Genomic DNA, 16,248 nt, shown 5'->3' on the forward strand with positions numbered 1-16,248 from the left:
TGTATAGATGTATACAAGTACACATATCCAAGCCAAGGAAGCCGCATGGCCCATCAACAACCACGGAACACCGGGGCACACCTGGTCTACAACGAGCTCAAACGCCGGATCCTCAGCTTGGAGCTCAAGCCAGGTGAGCGCGTTTACGAGCCGGCCATGGCTACTGCGCTGCAAGTCAGCCGAACCCCGCTGAGGGAAGCTATCCGGCGCTTGATTTCGGAGAGCCTCCTGGAGCAACAGGCAACCGGGGGAGTGGTGGTTCCAGCGCTGGATGAGACGGTGATTGCCGAACTGTACGACGTTCGGGCAGCACTGGAATCATTGATGGCACGGGAAGCGTGTGCCAAGGCAACTGCTGAAGATATCGAAAAGCTGCAGGGCATCCTTGAGCGAAATGCGGCCATGGTGGGATTCGCCGATGAAGCCATGAAATACGGCGTGACATTGCACGCCACCATCGCTGGGATCGCCGGAAATTCGTGGGCACAACGCTTCCATGACCAGATCTCCAGCCAGGTTGAGCGATACCGGCATTTCACCAACAATTCCGGTGAGCGCCGGGAACAGGCCCTTGCCGACCACCGCGTACTGGTGGAAGCCATAGCCTCAAAGAAGCCAGACAAGGCAGCGAAGATCGCGTTCGACCACGTTATCGCCGCCCGTGACGAGACGTTGCGTGCCATTTCAGGCGCGGGCCTTGTGGTCGAATGATTGGCGAACTCGGGCGACGCTCGTCCCTTGCACTTCTGATCCACTCCGCACTCATCCAGGCAGTCACGTTCCTGGTGCGGCCAGCCACCAGCTACCGGGCACTGGAACTCGATGTCCCCGGGTTTGCACTCGGTCTTCTCGCTGCCAGTTATGCAGTCTTCCCGCTACTCCTCGCGCTGCCGATCGGCGGACTGGTGGACCGCCTCGGTGAGCGTCGCCTCATGGCGATCGGCTCCGCCGTCGTGCTGGGTTGTTCCGCTTTTCTGCTGTTGTTCGGAACGTCGGTTCCTGCGTTGGTGGCCGGAACTGCGCTTCTTGGCGCCGGCCAGTTGGCTTGCGTGGTGGGGCAGCAGGCGGTGGTTGCGAACAATGCCAACTCCACCCGGCTCGATTCAGCCTTCGGGTACCTGACGTTCGCCGCGTCGCTGGGCCAGGCACTTGGGCCGTTGGCGATTTCCTTGGTGGGCGGCGCCTCTGTCCGCCCGGATACGAACGCGATCTTCCTTCTCGCGACGGCGATGAGCCTGGTGCTGTTCCTCGCGACGTTCGTTGTGTCGTCCCGCGTCAGTGGCCGGAGGGACAAGGCCAAAACAGCGGACAGCCCCAAAGGCGGTGCCATCTCCTTGTTGAGAACGCCGGGCGTGGTCCGGGCATTGGCAACGAGCGCAACCGTCCTGGCAGTGGTGGATCTTACGGTGGTCTACCTGCCTGCGCTTGGCGCCGAACGGGGTCTGACCGCGGCCACAGTCGGTCTCATGCTGACTGTTCGCGCGGGGTTCTCGATGGTCTCCCGGATTGGGCTTGGCAGCATGTCCCGGAAGTTGGGGCGGATGAGGTTGCTGGTCCTGAGCCTTGCGGTTTCCACGGTCTCGCTGGCAGTAGCTGCCATTCCGATGCCGATGTGGTTGCTGTTCGTCGTCATGGCTTTCCTGGGCCTCGGGCTGGGAATCGGACAGCCGCTGACCATGTCCTGGTTGTCGGCCCAAGCGCCTCAAGGCCAACGCGGACGTGCGCTGGCCTTGAGGCTTGCCGGGAACAGGGTGGGGCAAGTTGTCCTGCCGAGCGCCATCGGTGTTGTGGCGGTAGGACTCGGTGCTGCGGGTGTTTTCCTGGCGTCCGCTGTGGCCGTGGGCGGAACGATGCTGTTGCTGCGCGGGGTGCGGCTGGACGACTGACTTTGTTTTGAGCGGCCGCCTCTGGCTCCATCCGTCACGTTTTGTGGGTCACGTTCACTGATAGCTATACGGATCTGAGGGACCAGTTGCCGGAGAGGCAAAGAAGCGCGTTCAAAATGATGGATCCGGACTCAGTATCGGAGCGCGAGGGTGTACGGCGGCCTCCCCGCGGAAGGCCGCCGTCGATAGTCCTAGAGAATAGCCGTCATGACGCCCCATCCCCAACCAACAGCGAAGCGCGGCATCCAGCCACCCTTGCCGTCGCCGGGGTAGTGCCAGAGGACGCCTTCAGCATCGCGGGCCAGGAGGTCGGCTGTGCCGTCCGGTAGGAAGTTGCTGTTGAAGTCGCCGGGACCAACGACGGCGGTCATGGAGTTCCAGCCCGAACCCACCTGGACGCGGGGGAGCCAGCCGCTTGTGCCGTTGCCGGGGTAGAGCCACAACGTGCCCCCGGTATCGATGGCAAAGACATCGTGCTTGCCGTCTCCATTGAAGTCTCCGGGGCCCACGATCTTGTCCATCGCATTCCAGCCTGAGCCGACCGCGACCCGAGGGAGCCACCCGGCAGCACCGTTACCCGGATACAGCCACAATGTCCCTGAAGAGTCCCTTGCTAAGACATCGTGCTTGCCGTCGCCGTTGAAGTCGCCAGGGCCCACGATTGAGGTCATGACATTCCAACCGGCACCGACCTGGATCCGGGGGTACCATTCGCCGTACCCGTTGCTTGGGTAAAGCCACAGGACTCCGGCTGCGTCACGTGCAAGGACGTCCGGCTTGGCGTCACCGTTGAGGTCGCCTGGAGCCACGAGCGATGTCATGGCGTTCCAGCCGGAACCAACTTGAACACGGGGCAGGAAGTGACCGCCTGTGTCGCCCGCGTATAGCCATAGGGTGCCTGCCGAGTCCCGGGCCAGGGTGTCGGCTTTGCCATCGGAGGTGAAATCGTTCTTGGCAGCGTTGACCGTGATCGCGAACCACTTGCTGAAGGCTGAGGGGCTGACACCATTGGACGCAGCCACCTGGACTTTGTAGGTCCCCGCCTTGGTTGCGATGCCGGAAAGAACGCCGGTCTGCTTGTCCAGGGTCAGCCCTGGAGGCAAAGTGCCCGCGTAGACAGAGAATTTAGGTGCTGGCGAGCCCTTCGCTTGGAAGGTGTATTTGTAGGCCGAGCCTACCGTTGCCGCTACGGGCGGCTGGCTTGCCGTAAATGCTGGAGGAGCGTCAGCGCCGTCGATGACTGAAAGTGCGCCGCCCGTCTGGTTTGCGACGTAGGTTTTATTTGTTACCTCGTTGACGGCCGCCACTTGAGGCCAGTTGCCCACCTGGATGATTTCAAAGACGCCAGTGCTGGCGCGAAGTACGATCAGTTTGCCGCGGTTTGGAATGACACCGTAGACCTTGTTGGTGGTTTCGTTGACAACCAGGCTGACGGGGGAGTCCAGGAAGTCGCCGTATTCGAATTTCCTGACTTTGTTCGTTGCTCCGTCCAATTCGGACAGGTAATAGGCGCCCGTTGAAACGTAAACCTTGTTTGTCTTCTCGTTTACTGCAAGGGCGCCGGTGTAGTCGTAGAACGGGATGCTTGTTGTGGCGTTGGTTGCACCGTCAATCACAGTTACCCCGGGTATTGACGTTTCAGTGACACTTTCAGCTGTGACGTAGGCCTTGTTGGACTTTTTGTTGACGGCGACCTGTATAGGTCTTTCTCCCACCGCGATTTTGGTGGAGCTCTTGGTGGTCGCGTTCACAGCGAACACTGCATTCTCATACCATCCAATTGCGTAGACCGTGTTCGTTGCCGAGTTCACGGCCATCCTCGATGCATAGCCATCGAGGGGGACCGTAACGGCTACCTTTGTATCGCCGTCGATGATTAACATACCGGTTTGGTTGACCGCAAAGATCTGATTGGTTGTCTCATTGACGGCGAGTTCTCCTCCGACCGGGCCGGAGTGGACAACTGACACAGCCTTGCTGGCGCCGTCAATGGCTACGATGGTTCCATCCACCGAGGCGTAGACCGTGTTGGTCACCGAGTTGACGGCCAAACCCGACGCCCGTCCCGCCAACTGGATGGAACTCGCAGCGTTCGTCGCCCCATCCACTGCCGTTAGGAAGGGGCTGCCATGGTTGGCAACATAAATCCTATTCGTCACCGGATTCACGACAGTTTCCGTCGGAGCGCTGCCTGTCACGATGTCTGCGACGCGCACGTCCGCCTGCGCTGGCGAGGCCATTCCGAACAGAGCGGCGGCCGTCAGGCTCACGGCAAGCAGCGTAGCGGAAAGAGTCCGCAGGAGTCCCTTTGAACGGGCCCTCAAATGTTCTTGCGTCGAAAACAGCAGAGTGGTCACTGCAGCTCCCCCTATTGATGTGCCAGCGACCACATTCTTGGGCCGGGGAGAGTCTACAGCCAAGCAGCGACTATTCCGCGAACAGCGCCGCCAGGTCCTCCGCCGTCAACGAGCCACCAGCCAGGGCGTCGCCTTCCATCACATCCGCGAACAGCTGCGACTTCTTGGCCTTCAGCGCCATGACCTTTTCTTCGATGGTGTCCTTCGCAACCAACCGGTAGACCATGACGTTGCGGGCCTGCCCGATGCGGTGCGTACGGTCCACAGCCTGTGCCTCGGACGCCGGGTTCCACCACGGATCCAGCAGGAACACGTAATCAGCCTCAGTGAGGTTGAGCCCGAAGCCACCGGCTTTCAGCGAAATCAGGAACACCGGAGCGGCCCCGTTCTTGAACTCGCTGACCACATCGCCACGGTTCCGGGTGCTGCCATCGAGGTAGCAATACTCCACGCCCTCGGCATCCAAACGCTCCCGAACCTTGCCCAGGAAGCCCGTGAACTGGCTGAAAATCAGGGCGCGGTGGCCCTCGGAGATCAAATCCTCCAACTGTTCGAACAGCACATCCAGCTTGGACGACCGCACCCCTGACAACGACGAATCCACCAACGACGCATCCAAGCTCAGCTGACGCAGCAACGTCAAGGACTGGAAGATCGTGAAACGGTTCTTGTTGACGTCGTCGATCAGTCCAAGGATCTTCTGCCGCTCGCGCTGGAGGTGCGTCTGGTAAACCTTCTGGTGCCGCGGGTTCAGCACGACCTCAAGGACCTGCTCCTGCTTCGGCGGCAGATCCTTGATGACCTGTTCTTTGGTGCGGCGCATCATCAGTGGACGGACACGACGCCGGAGCTTGGCCAACTGCGCCGAGTCACCGTTCTTCTCCACCGGCTTCTGGTAGTTTTCCGCGAACCGCTTGGGACTCGGGAACAGGCCAGGCGCCACGATCGACGTCAGTGCCCAGAACTCCATGAGGTTGTTCTCCAGCGGCGTGCCTGTGATGGCCAGTTTGAACCGGGCCGGAAGCTTCCGCGCGCACTGGTAGGCCTTGGATTGGTGGTTCTTTACGAACTGCGCCTCGTCCAGCATGAGCCCCGCCCACTGGAACGATGCGTAGGCATCGTAATCAATGCGGAACAGCGCATAGGACGTAATAACGACGTCGGCACCCGCCAGCGCGTCGACAGGTGACAGCCCGCTCTTGGCGAAAGTTTCACCGACGGTCCGCACAATGAGTCCGGGAGCGAACCGTTGCGCTTCGGCGGCCCAGTTGCTCACCACGCTGGTTGGGGCCACCACCAGGAACGGAGCGCGGGGCGGGCTGTCGGCCACACCGACGTCAGCGGAATCAACAGCAGCAGCCAGCTCCTTGGCCGCACAGATCAGCGCGATCGCCTGCACGGTCTTGCCCAAGCCCATGTCATCGGCCAACACGCCGCCGAGGCTGTGCTTGAAGAGGAAGCTGAGCCAGTTGAAACCTTCAAGCTGATACGGACGCAGCTCGGCGTTAAGGCCTGCCGGCAGCGGCAGCCCGGTCACGCCGTCGTCGAGCAATCCGCCAACAGCTTCGCGCCAAGCTGCGGCCTGTTCGTCAACGATGCCGAGTTGCGCGAGTTCATCCCAGAGCCCGGCCTGGAATCGGCTGATCTGCAGGGTGCCGTCTTTGTTGTCCGGGTTGTCCTGAAGGGAGCGGGCTTCGTCGATCAACGCTCGGAGCTGGTGCAGCTCAGGCAGGTCGAGGGAGAAATAGGCGCCGCTGGGGAGCAGCATGCGGCTCATCCCGGCAGCGAGGGCGGAGAACACGGCGGCGAACGAGACCGGTTCGCCTTCGAGGGTGATGACGATGCCGAGATCGAACCAGTCGCCGCTCGCTGTTTCCTTCGTGGAGATGGAGACAACGGGAGCTTCGGCGGCTTCGCGGTAATCAGCGATGTCACCGGAGGTCTCTACGACGACGTCGGGCAGGTCCTTGAGCGCCGGCAGGATCTCCTCGGTGAAAGCCAGCGTGTCCAGGCCGGAAAGCTCAGCCGAGGCCGCGAGCCGCGGAGCGCCCCAGCCGCCGGTAGCCGATTCCGCCAACGCCGGAACCACGTCCCACGGCCGACCGATCGAATCCAGGATGCGGGCTTCCTTAAGGTCATCCCGGTAGCCACGGTCATCCGGGTGCCGCCACAAGGGCTGCGCGGTGACCAACGTGCCGGACTTGTAATGCCATTCCCAGTGCAGCCGGACTTTGTGGTCGGTGCCGTAGTTGGCGAGCAGGGAAAGCGTGGGGACCGCCAGGGTTGGCAGTTCCACCGATTCATCCGCTGCCTTGACGGGCGTCGACTGCCGCAGCTTCGGGTAGAACGAGGTCAGGAACCGGCTCTCATCTTCGGCCGGAATCAGAAGGGTCTCGCCCTCGGTGACAAACTCGAGCAGTTCGTCGCTGATACCGCCCTCAATCGGGGCGAGCGTGATCAGGTTGTTCTGCTGCGGCACCCCGGGCAAGGCTTCGGCGCCGGAATGCGTGAAGAAAATCCCATACGCGGGCTTGCCGAGGAAGCCCACAGTCCCGGCATCAATCTGCTCACCGCCTACCGTCACCGACGGCGCAAGCTGCAGGCCGCCGTCGGGCGTTTGCTTCCCGTCTTTGCCGCCCAACGCTTCAAGGCGCGCCAAACTGAGTCCGACGACGGCGGGTTGGGTCTCGACGTGGACAGGCTCGCTACCAGCCGCGTGAATCAGCGGAATGCCGGCTTTAGTTGCATCGGCGAGAAGGGTCCAAAGGTTCTTGGCGGCGAAATCATTCAGGCTCAACCACATGGCGCCCGACGGTTGCTGGCGACCATTGCTGGAACCATGGGCAGCGAGGAAAGTCTGAAGCCACTCGACGTGTGCCTCATTGAATTCGCGGCGGAAACTGATGTAGCTCAGGTTGTTCCAGGAGACGTCGCCGCGGATCCATTTTCCCTTGGCACCCATCATCACGGGCCGGGCCTTGAGCTGCCGGACACTGCGCATGGGATCGCGGCGGCCTGTGTAGGAGAAGTGGGCGGCCGGTTCCTCAACCTCGAACTGCAGGGCGAGCGGAATGCCGGCAGTGCTCGGCGCGGTGCCCGGCTTCGCGATCAGCCTGTTGAGGGCTTGCTCCCAAGCCGGCCGCCCGGCACCGCCCTGCTCGGAGGAACCAAGGCGCGAGGTCTGGATCCCGGGTGCCTGGGACAGGAGCTGGGCACGGATAGTGGGGTGGTCTTCAGCCGTGAAAAGCAGGGCAGCCACATGTTTGCAGTCCTTGCGGACAGGGCAGCTGCAAATACCTACGGTGCAGCTCCAGCCGCTGGGCTTGCGAACCAGCTTGGCCGACGTCGAATATGGTTGCGGACCGGTGCCGCGGACCTTGCCCAGCAGGAGGCCGGTGGCCGAATCGAAAGAAATTCCGCTCACGCGGCTGCCCATGGCATAGGCCAATCCGGCCGCCAGGGAGCGGTCGTTAATGGCAGGAGTCTGAATGGCCAGTTCCCAGGTTTCGTCTGTGTGGGACGGCATGCGTCGGGCTACTTTCGGCAGGAGGTTATCTGCTCAATCTTAGTCAGCAGAAAACGGCTCCCAAACTTCGCCCTCCGTTAACCTCAACCTCGATTGCCGAACCGCTCCCATGCGTACGTTGAAAGGGTCCGGAGCACCAACAGCTTTCAGCAGTGAGGATTTCCCATGACTACCAACGAGTACCCCGTCGTCCTGAACAAGGCCAGCTTCGAAGCAGGCAATGCAGACGTAGTGGATTCCAACGTCAACGTCGTGAACCAGATGTATGCGGAGCTCCTCAACAGCGACGAAATCGCGTCCCCCGCGCTCAACAGCTACTTTGTTGATTTCTACCTGACACAGGCGTTGGCCGGTGGATTCGCCCAGTACGTGTTCACCGCCCCGGAGCGTGACGAGTTGGACGCCTACGTGCGTGCCGGTTTGGAAGGCATGGGTGCCACCCGGCACCTGGACCTGTTCAACCGCACCGCTGCAGCCTTTGATGCGTTGAGTGAGGACGACGCCGAGGCCTACCTCGACGGCGAGCTGGACGATTCCGAAGCGCCCCTCGAGGCCGTCGTTGTCCTGGATGAGCTCGACGGCGAGTTCGAAGCCTTGCTGGAGGAAGAGGACATCATCGACCTCAACGCCGCTTACCTTCGGAACCAGCCCGGGCTGCTGGTTCTGTCTGACGAGGAGTTGGAAGCACACATTGCCAAGCGCGTTGCCCTGATTCCGGACCTTGCCGAGCGCCAAGCCGAAGCTGACGAAGAAGCCCTCGCCAACGCACCCGAGTTTGAGGTCATCATCCGGGAACTGTGCGACGTGGCCGGCTACGCGCTGCAGAAGATCACCATGGGAGACCCCAACTACGAGCACGACGGCGTGAAGACCCTCGCCTGGCACTTCTCCACCGACCACGGCGACTACATCATGGTGGAGGACGATGAGGAAGCCTTCATGATCCACCCTGAGACCAAGGAAATCATCGCGGCGGTGGAGTTCGAAGAGTCCGACGAGCTCGCGGAAGCGTAGGCCGCAGCGTTGCAGGCTTCACCCCCGCAGGGCTGAGTTCGCGGGAAAGACCGCCGAGATCGCCGGAACGCTCCGCAATCGCCGTAGCGTTCCGGCGATCCCGCGCTTTTCGGGCGATTTGGCTGTCACCCCTGCGGTGATCGTAGGCCTGGCGTCTCCTCACTTCGCTGGAAACGTGCGCGTTCGTGGGCAAACTTCCGGCGTATCCGCATCGTTCCCGGAGCCTCGGCACTCGGATGTCCACATAGCGTCGCGCACCCCTTTAAGGACTGGATGCTTCGTCGGCATGCTAAGGCCATGGATCCAACATCATCGCCTGAAAGCACCGCCCCGTTAGTCCACCTGCTTCCTGTGCGCGGGTACATGTGGAGAACCGACGAGTTACTCCGCTTCGGCCTAAACAGTCGAAAGGTCAAGGCCCTGGTGGACTCCGGTGAGCTGCACCGCTTGAGGTACGGCTGCTACATCAGGGGCAGCAAGTGGAATGCACTGGGTCCGAGGAGACAGGCCAAGGAGCGGATCCTGGCACATGCGCACGGGACGCTGACAACGTCAACAGGCGGTTTCGTCTACAGCCATTTGTCGGCGGCACGACTCCACGGCCTGTTTGTGTGGGGCGTGGATGACAAGGTTCATGTTCTGCACACGACCAGGCCTTCCTCCGACAGATGGGGCAAGGACGTTCGGGGACACACAGAAAGCTTCACTGAGGACGACGTCGTGCAGGTTCAGGGTTTGCGGGCGACCACACTCGAACGCACCATCTTTGACAGTGCAAGGATGCTTAGCTATCCCAAAGCACTGGTGATTATGGATCATGGACTACGCGTCGGCGCTGATAGAAGCAGGCTGACCTCCTTGGCCACGGTCTCCTCCGGGAAGCGGGGTATCCGCACGCTGCGCAAAGCTTTGGACAACGCAGACCCCCGCTCCGAGTCTGCTGGCGAGACGCTTACCCGTGAGTTAATGCAAAGGCTCAGCATCAGGCCCCCACAGCCACAATTCGAGGTGCAGTCCCGATTGGGTCGCCATCGCATGGATTTCGCTTGGGAAGAGCAAAAACTGGCTCTGGAGTTTGACGGTCGCACTAAATACTTCGACTTCAATCCGACAGAGGAGGTCATCTTTCAAGAACGACGGCGGGAAAAGGCACTCGTCGAGGAGGGATGGCGGTTTATCCGGATCGAGTGGAAGGACCTGTTTCAAGAGCGCGCCTTCAAGGAACGCATCCTTCGGGCACTCAGGTGATGCGGCCTGAGCGCGAGTGCGTGGGAACCCTGCCTGTACGCACGTAACCCTTCGGCGACACGGCAGGCTTCCCACGATCTCGGTGTCACGCTTCAGTATCCCGAGGCGGCGCCCTTGATCATCTCGCCGCTGGGGCTTACCAGGTACCAGACGTTCATCACGCCCTGGCCGTTGACGTCGCCCGGAGCCTTGTCCTTGGCGTAGTAGTACAGCGGCATGCCATTGAGTGTGACCTGCTTCTTCCCGTCAGGGGTAGCTATGGTTCCCACGGTGCCACTGACGCCTTCAACGGCCGGCTTGTCCGACGTCGTCGTGAACACCGGCCAAGCGGCCAGGCAGGCGCCCGTGCATGCACTGGTTCCTGAATCCTTGACGTCCTTGGTGAAGAAGTACAGGCTCATGCCCTTGCTGTCCACCACGATCTGCCCGGCGCCGGATGATGCAACTTTCATCTCTGCGCCTGCCGCGGCCGGGCTGGACATTGCGTCCGTACTTGGGGACATGGAGGTAGGTGCCGTCGAGGAAGTGGCGGCCGTCGGCGCGGTAGTAGACGTGGTGCTTGTCCCGGGGCTCCCGGCGCAACCGGTAAGAGCCACGGCGAAAACCACTGCGCCGAGTCCAACGCTGAGTCTATTTCTCATCTTTAGCTCCTTTGACGGGCCGGCCGGAATGGGTCGGCGCTAACCCCTACGACGCAGGCGGGGGAAGAATGGTTCAAGGAACTGAACCTTTTCGCTGCACGTGGCGTCGTATGGGGGTAGGGCAGCAGGAAACAAGGCGAAGGAGGTGGCTATGCCGTTGGACGAGGACGTGGTGGCGGCAATCTACCGCGATCACGGCACGGCCCTGAAACGCTTTGTGCTCAGCTGCACCTCGGACACGCACCAAGCAGACGACGTCGTGCAGGAAACCATCCTCAAGGTGTGGCAGCACGCGCCGGAGATCACGGGCAGTCTGCGCAGCTACCTCTTCCGGACTGCCCGCAACGTCATCATCGACAACTACAGGAAGGCCCAGAGGCGCCCTGTTGAGGCAGGCGAGCACGACTTTCCAGACCACGTTGCGACGGAACGCGTTGATGAGCTCCTGAACCGAGTCCTCATGGAAGAGGCACTCCTGAGGCTCAGCCACGAACACCGCGAGGTCCTTGTGGCCCTGCACTACCAGCGGTTCACCGTCACTGAGGCAGCGCTGCAGCTGAACATACCGGCCGGAACCGTGAAATCCAGGGCTTTCTATGCTGTGAAAGCCCTCCGAACGATCCTTGATGAAATGGGGGTGGAACGATGAACGGCAACACCGTCCACCAATTGCTGGGCGCCTACCTGCTGGGAGGGCTCGACCCCGAGGAGGCCCGCTCGTTTGAAGAGCACCTCGCCGGATGTGCTGCCTGCCGGCGCGAACTCGAGGAGTTGGAAAGCCTCCCCGCGCTGCTCGACGCCGTTCCTGCCTCCGACGCCGTCGCACTCACCGTGGCGGGTACCGCCGGTGCCCTCTCACCCTTGGAGCTGGGCCGGGAAGCATTGCCGCAGAAGATCCTGGTTGACCTTGCCGCACGCAGGAAGAAATCACGACGGCGGTGGGCGGCTTTCGTGGGGGCGGTCGCCGCTGCATGCCTGGCACTTGGCTTCCTTGCGGGCCCGCTGCTGAACCAGCCACCAAAACCCGATGCCAGCTACTCGGTCCAGTCCGAAACGGGGCTCCAGCTGACAGTGGGCATGGTCAAGAAGACCTGGGGCACCCAGCTTGAGGTCGAAGGCAAGAGCATGCCGCTCGAAGGAACTCTCTACCTCTGGGTGAAGGGCCGGGACGGGGCGGAAGAGCGCACCTGCGGCTGGACGGCAACGCCGAGTGGCCGCATCAAGATCACTGGCGCTACGCCCGTGCAGCTTGGCGGTATAGCCGGAGTGGAACTCCGGGATGAGGCCGAAAAGACAGTGGCCTCAATATCGGTGCCGTAGATCTCAGTGCGGTAGGTCTCAGTGCAGGTGTAGGTCTCAGTGCAGCAGGTTTGCCCGCAGCTCGGTTACGAGGGCTGGGTCTTCGCAAGCCCGTGCAAATGCTTCGATCCGGCGCTCGATTTCGCGGCCCAACAACCAGCTCCCGATTCTCTCTGCCACGGGCTTCACCCAAGCCGGGCGGCAGGAAAAGGTGTACTTCCAGACCGCCCGGGTGCCGCCGTCGTCGGGGGTGAATCGCCAGCCGCCGCCGAAGTTCTCGAAGAACCAAGGCCCGGACACCATGGTCATTCCTACGTTTCGGGGAGGGACGTAGGAGACGTACTCGCTGACCATTTTCAGTCCCATACGGGACACGGTTCGTGTGCGGACTCCCTTGCCTGCTGCCTTGGCTCCGTCCACGAAGCTTTGGGCCGAAATGAACGGATCCCATCTGAGCCTGAATTCACCAGTGGTCTGCGAGAGTGCGAAGGCTGTTTCGGGATCCAAACGGATGAACCGCTCGGCGCGGACCTGTGGCATTCAGGACCCCTGCCCTGAACCGAGCACCAGGAGCACCATGAAGGCAACGCCAAAAACATTGACCGCCATGATCGCCAGTCCGATGATCCCTGTGATGCGGCCGGCATTCATGCGCCCGGCCCGAAATACGGCGATCAGGCCACTGACGACGGACACAATCGCAAGGATCACGGCAACCAGCGCCAGAATGAGCGCACTGAACCACCAGACGTCGTTGCCCGGGTTGTAGCGGCTCATCGCCGAAGCGACAGCGGCGACGCCCAAGGGAATGCTGACCACTGCGGCAATCGGCGAGAGGATCGCGGAGACGATGCTTGTGATGCCCGCACCCAACCCCGGTGTCCGGGACCGTTGCTGCTGGTAGTACTCAACCGGTGGCTGATAGCTCATATTTCCCCCAAAGTCCGTGCGCTAGATCTTGCGATACGTGAGGTCGAAAATCATACGCCCGGCCTCGTGGGCTTTGTTTTCAAAGCTGGTGCGGATACGGCCCTCGAACCTGGGTGCCCAGCCGCCTTCCTCGTCCACGCCCTCGTTCGGACCCGTATGTTCAGTGCTGACAGGTGCCCGGCCTTCCCGGACCGGCGCCCCTCCCACAACAGACTCGACGCCGGACTGCCACACTTGCGTCAGAGGGCTCTCCTCGCCCCTGCGCTCGCCTTCGTGCATGTTCTCAAATTCCGTTGAGCCTGCAAGAACCTCGCGGACGTGTACGGCGTAGTTGGACCAGTCGGTGGCAATGCGCCAGTAGCCACCCTTTTCCAGCGCCTTGGCGGCCACGGAAGCGAAAGCCGGCTGGATCAGGCGGCGCTTATGGTGGCGTGCCTTGTGCCATGGATCGGGGAAGAATACCCAGAGCTCACTGACCGAACCGGCAGGAAGCATCGACTCCAAAACTTCGGGCGCATTGGCTTCCACCACGCGCACATTGGTCAGGCCACGGCTGTTGATCTTGATGATGGTGTTGGCCAGGCCCGGCGTGTAAACCTCGACAGCCAGGAAGTCCTTGTCCGGATTCTGTTCGGCGGCATGGACCACGGCGTCACCCAAGCCCGAACCGATCTCGACGATCAGGGGAGCTTTGCGCCCAAACACTGCCTCGGCGTCGAACGTGTAATCGGGGTGGACTGAAGTGTTGGCGACGTGACGCGGAACCTGGACGGCCCAACGCTCGGCGTGCTCCTCCCACGCGGCCTGCCTGCGACCCTGCAAACGGGTGCCGCGGCGCACGAAACTGACCGGCCGGCCGCCGTAGGTTCCGAAGGAAGCCTGGCTGCCGGGCGTGACTGGTCGCGGGGAATCTGGGGTTTCACTCATCCATTCCAGAATACTTGGGTTCCGGTGGGCAGTAGGGGCGGGCGTCTGGGCACCGCCGTCCGAGCGCCTTCCATAACCCCGCGGCTGACCCTCTCGTCCTACCCAGGCTGAGCTTCGTCATCTGCTTTGTGCCAGCTGTGATGAATTTCAGGTGAGCAGGTTCAAGTACTGCGTCCGAGCCTTCATTGCGTGGATTAGCAACTCATTGCCGCTGTCGAAGCGAAGAACGACAACTTCGAGGAGGCGCCCCGCTGCGTCGAATCCGAGCCTTAGTTGGCGAGCCGGGCTGTCCTCGTCGAGGTCCGCAATGTAGACCGCGTGACCCGCCGCGTGGATTCCATCCTCGGCGCTGATGCCGTGTTTGAGTGCGGAAGCATGCGCCTGCACTACGCGGCGCTGATCCACGCCCGTACGGCCGCGCGTATGGCTTCCGACCGGCTCAGGTGATCATGCTCGGCTCGAGCGGAGAGTTCCCGCAGCAGCTCGGCATCCATGCGCACCGGCACCACTTCGCCGGGGCCATCACCGACTGGACGGCGGCCTCGCCTGCGGAGTTGCTCAGTCGGGTATCCGTGCTCAGCCTCGTCTGCCCAAGCTTGGATCATCTCATCGGTGACCGGCGCGCCATTGACCTTCTCGTGACTCATCTACAAATCGTATTACGAAATGGGCGGCGGGTGAAGGTGGCAAAGCGGGGGTTCGCGCCGTGAACAGCGTCATGGGCACTGAGTCAAGTGCTGGCTGGTAGCGTCCTGCTATGGCTTCAGTGGAGCTTGTCCGATAGCAATCGCTAAGCGCCGACCATGCCTCCCACAGATCTTCCTGTTCCGACGACGCAACCAAAAGACGGGTGCTCATGACATCCGTCAATCCGGCTCCGGCGTCTTCGAGTGCTGTCGCCATGTTCGCGAAAGCCGCGCGCGTCTGAGCATCGAATGAGTCTCCTACAACCTTGCCGTCCGTCGGCGTGGCTGTGCTTGGATATCCCGGTCAGCTTGTTGAGATCGAGACGTTGGCTGCGACTTTCACGCACGCATGAAAAGGGATCCGCGAGTCTTTGACTTGTTCCGTGGTCACATCCCGACCCAATGAACCCAGTGCAGGCTGGCTGACAGAATGGGACGCGTGACCTCCTTCCCGAAGCCCTTCTACACCGAAAAGTCTGAGCAAGAACGCCTCTTGCCCGAAATCGCCGTGGATGCCGAGATCGACGACGTCCCGCCCGCCCCACCTACGCAGCTCCGCTCCAAGAGGGGCCTGATCTACCTCGGCATCTGCCTGGTCCTGATCGGCCTGAACCTGCGGACGGTCTTCTCGAGTTTCTCGGCTGTCCTCCCGGAAATAACGTCCGACGCCGGACTGCCGGGCTGGGCGGTGGTGGTCCTCACAACCGTTCCCGTGACATTGTTGGGCGTTTTCGCACCCCTCGCCCCTGTACTGGCGAGGCGGTTCGGGGCAGAACGGGTCCTGCTGGGAGCGATGGTGGTGCTCACGGCGGGTCTCTTGCTCAGGCCAACGGCGGTCCCTGGCGCCGGGCACCTTCCAGCACTCCTCGCCGGAACGGCAGCGTGCGGAGCGGCCATCGCCCTCTGCAACGTACTCCTGCCGGGCGTGGTCAAGAGAGACTTCCCGCACCGGCTCGGGCTCATGGGCGGCCTGTACACCACGGCGATCTGTGCGTCCGCGGCTCTTGGTGCAGGGTTCACGTATCCGGTTTTTGCGGCAACCGGCCAGTGGACTTCGGCGCTGTGGTCCTGGGCGGTGCCTGCCGGCGTCGTGCTGTTGCTCTTCCTTCCGCTGGCCATCCGCCAGCCATCGATCAAGCACCAAGCCGTCCACGGCGGCGTGAACGTGTGGCGGTCGGGCGTGGCCTGGCAGGTCACGCTGTTCATGGTGCTGCAGGCCATGATGTCGTTCAGCGTGTTCGCGTGGCTGGCGCCGATCCTGAGGGACCGGGGCGTCGATGGCGGAACGGCCGGGCTGATTGTGTCGGTGTCGATCGTGTTGCAGATGCTCGGTTCACTTTTCGCCCCTGCCCTGGCCACGCGGTTCAAGGATCAGAGGGTGATCAACACCGTGGTGGCACTGATGACCGGCGGTGGCTTCGCCCTCAGCATCTTCGGACCGACTGGGCTGATCTGGATCTGGACCGGACTGCTGGGCCTCGGCCAGGGCTCGCTCACCGCTGTTGCCCTCACGATGATCATTGTCCGCACCCGCGATGCGCATACTGCCGCGCACCTGTCCGGGATGATGCAGGGCGTCGGCTACGGAGTGGGATCGGTGGGAACGCTGCTGGTGGGGCAGCTCCACCAAGCCACGGGCGGATTCGCGGCCGCCGGAATCCTGTTCCTTGTGGTCGGAGCGCTGGCTGCCTTCTTCGGCTACCGGGCAGGTCGCGACAAGTTCGTTTAACCCAA

The 16,248-nt window shown here is 62.1% G+C and carries 15 protein-coding genes and 1 pseudogene; 7 read left to right on the forward strand and 9 right to left on the reverse strand.

What is annotated here, in order from left to right; all coding sequences use genetic code 11:
• Positions 1 to 45: 45 nt before the first annotated feature.
• Both AC6I97_RS05535 and AC6I97_RS05540 read left to right on the forward strand, forming a co-directional pair.
• On the forward strand, positions 46 to 711 hold the full coding sequence (locus tag AC6I97_RS05535) for a GntR family transcriptional regulator (RefSeq protein WP_497944312.1): 666 nt from the start codon (positions 46 to 48) through the stop codon (positions 709 to 711).
• Complete coding sequence (locus AC6I97_RS05540) at positions 708 to 1,886, forward strand: MFS transporter (RefSeq protein WP_497944313.1); 1,179 nt, start codon at positions 708 to 710, stop codon at positions 1,884 to 1,886. Before AC6I97_RS05535 ends, AC6I97_RS05540 begins: the two co-directional genes overlap by 4 nt.
• Before the next feature lie 191 nt (positions 1,887 to 2,077).
• On the opposite strand, the gene AC6I97_RS05545 is transcribed toward AC6I97_RS05540, so the two are convergent.
• A complete protein-coding gene (locus AC6I97_RS05545) occupies positions 2,078 to 4,243 on the reverse strand; it encodes an FG-GAP-like repeat-containing protein (RefSeq protein WP_497944314.1) in 2,166 nt (721 codons plus the stop codon).
• A gap of 70 nt (positions 4,244 to 4,313) precedes the next feature.
• Positions 4,314 to 7,769 (reverse strand): DEAD/DEAH box helicase, encoded by a 3,456-nt coding sequence (locus tag AC6I97_RS05550; protein WP_497944315.1) that lies wholly within the window; start codon positions 7,767 to 7,769, stop codon positions 4,314 to 4,316.
• Between the two features lie 165 nt (positions 7,770 to 7,934).
• On the opposite strand from AC6I97_RS05550, the gene AC6I97_RS05555 reads away from it, so the two are divergent.
• Positions 7,935 to 8,783: a DMP19 family protein gene (locus AC6I97_RS05555; protein WP_497944316.1), complete on the forward strand. Its 849-nt coding sequence runs from the start codon at positions 7,935 to 7,937 to the stop codon at positions 8,781 to 8,783.
• A gap of 297 nt (positions 8,784 to 9,080) precedes the next feature.
• Complete coding sequence (locus tag AC6I97_RS05560) at positions 9,081 to 10,031, forward strand: type IV toxin-antitoxin system AbiEi family antitoxin domain-containing protein (protein ID WP_497944317.1); 951 nt, start codon at positions 9,081 to 9,083, stop codon at positions 10,029 to 10,031.
• Between the two features lie 92 nt (positions 10,032 to 10,123).
• Here the strand turns inward: AC6I97_RS05560 and AC6I97_RS05565 are convergent, their stop codons facing one another.
• Positions 10,124 to 10,672, reverse strand: coding sequence for a COG4315 family predicted lipoprotein (locus AC6I97_RS05565; RefSeq protein WP_497944318.1), 549 nt, complete (start codon positions 10,670 to 10,672; stop codon positions 10,124 to 10,126).
• Positions 10,673 to 10,823: 151 nt separating this feature from the next.
• On the opposite strand from AC6I97_RS05565, the gene AC6I97_RS05570 reads away from it, so the two are divergent.
• Positions 10,824 to 11,321 (forward strand): sigma-70 family RNA polymerase sigma factor, encoded by a 498-nt coding sequence (locus AC6I97_RS05570; RefSeq protein WP_224089146.1) that lies wholly within the window; start codon positions 10,824 to 10,826, stop codon positions 11,319 to 11,321.
• A complete protein-coding gene (locus tag AC6I97_RS05575) occupies positions 11,318 to 11,992 on the forward strand; it encodes an anti-sigma factor family protein (protein ID WP_497944319.1) in 675 nt (224 codons plus the stop codon). The genes AC6I97_RS05570 and AC6I97_RS05575 overlap by 4 nt, the downstream gene beginning before the upstream one ends.
• Positions 11,993 to 12,028: 36 nt before the next feature.
• Here AC6I97_RS05575 and AC6I97_RS05580 read toward each other — a convergent pair whose 3' ends face one another.
• The 6 genes and pseudogenes from AC6I97_RS05580 to AC6I97_RS05605 form a co-directional block, all read right to left on the reverse strand.
• Positions 12,029 to 12,511, reverse strand: a complete 483-nt coding sequence (locus tag AC6I97_RS05580) for an SRPBCC family protein (protein ID WP_497944320.1) — start codon at positions 12,509 to 12,511, stop codon at positions 12,029 to 12,031.
• Positions 12,512 to 12,901, reverse strand: coding sequence for a hypothetical protein (locus tag AC6I97_RS05585; RefSeq protein WP_224165467.1), 390 nt, complete (start codon positions 12,899 to 12,901; stop codon positions 12,512 to 12,514).
• A 21-nt stretch (positions 12,902 to 12,922) separates the two neighbouring features.
• Positions 12,923 to 13,828: a tRNA (guanosine(46)-N7)-methyltransferase TrmB gene (gene trmB / locus AC6I97_RS05590; protein ID WP_224165466.1), complete on the reverse strand. Its 906-nt coding sequence runs from the start codon at positions 13,826 to 13,828 to the stop codon at positions 12,923 to 12,925.
• 147 nt (positions 13,829 to 13,975) lie between these two features.
• Positions 13,976 to 14,215, reverse strand: a complete 240-nt coding sequence (locus tag AC6I97_RS05595; RefSeq protein ID WP_497944321.1) for a toxin — start codon at positions 14,213 to 14,215, stop codon at positions 13,976 to 13,978.
• The gene (locus tag AC6I97_RS05600; RefSeq protein WP_309928514.1) at positions 14,215 to 14,475 is read right to left on the reverse strand and encodes a ribbon-helix-helix domain-containing protein; all 261 of its coding nucleotides are present in this window, start codon (positions 14,473 to 14,475) and stop codon (positions 14,215 to 14,217) included. The genes AC6I97_RS05595 and AC6I97_RS05600 overlap by 1 nt, the downstream gene beginning before the upstream one ends.
• Positions 14,435 to 14,785 (reverse strand): annotated as a pseudogene (locus tag AC6I97_RS05605) (Rid family hydrolase); the annotation flags it as partial. The gene AC6I97_RS05600 and the pseudogene AC6I97_RS05605, both read right to left, overlap by 41 nt.
• 168 nt (positions 14,786 to 14,953) lie before the next feature.
• Between AC6I97_RS05605 and AC6I97_RS05610 the strand changes: the two are divergent.
• Entirely contained in the window at positions 14,954 to 16,243 is a 1,290-nt protein-coding gene (locus AC6I97_RS05610) for an MFS transporter (protein WP_497944322.1), read from the forward strand.
• The last annotated feature ends 5 nt before the right edge of the window (positions 16,244 to 16,248 follow it).

It is taken from the genome of Arthrobacter sp. TmtSoilC48 (assembly GCF_059739425.1).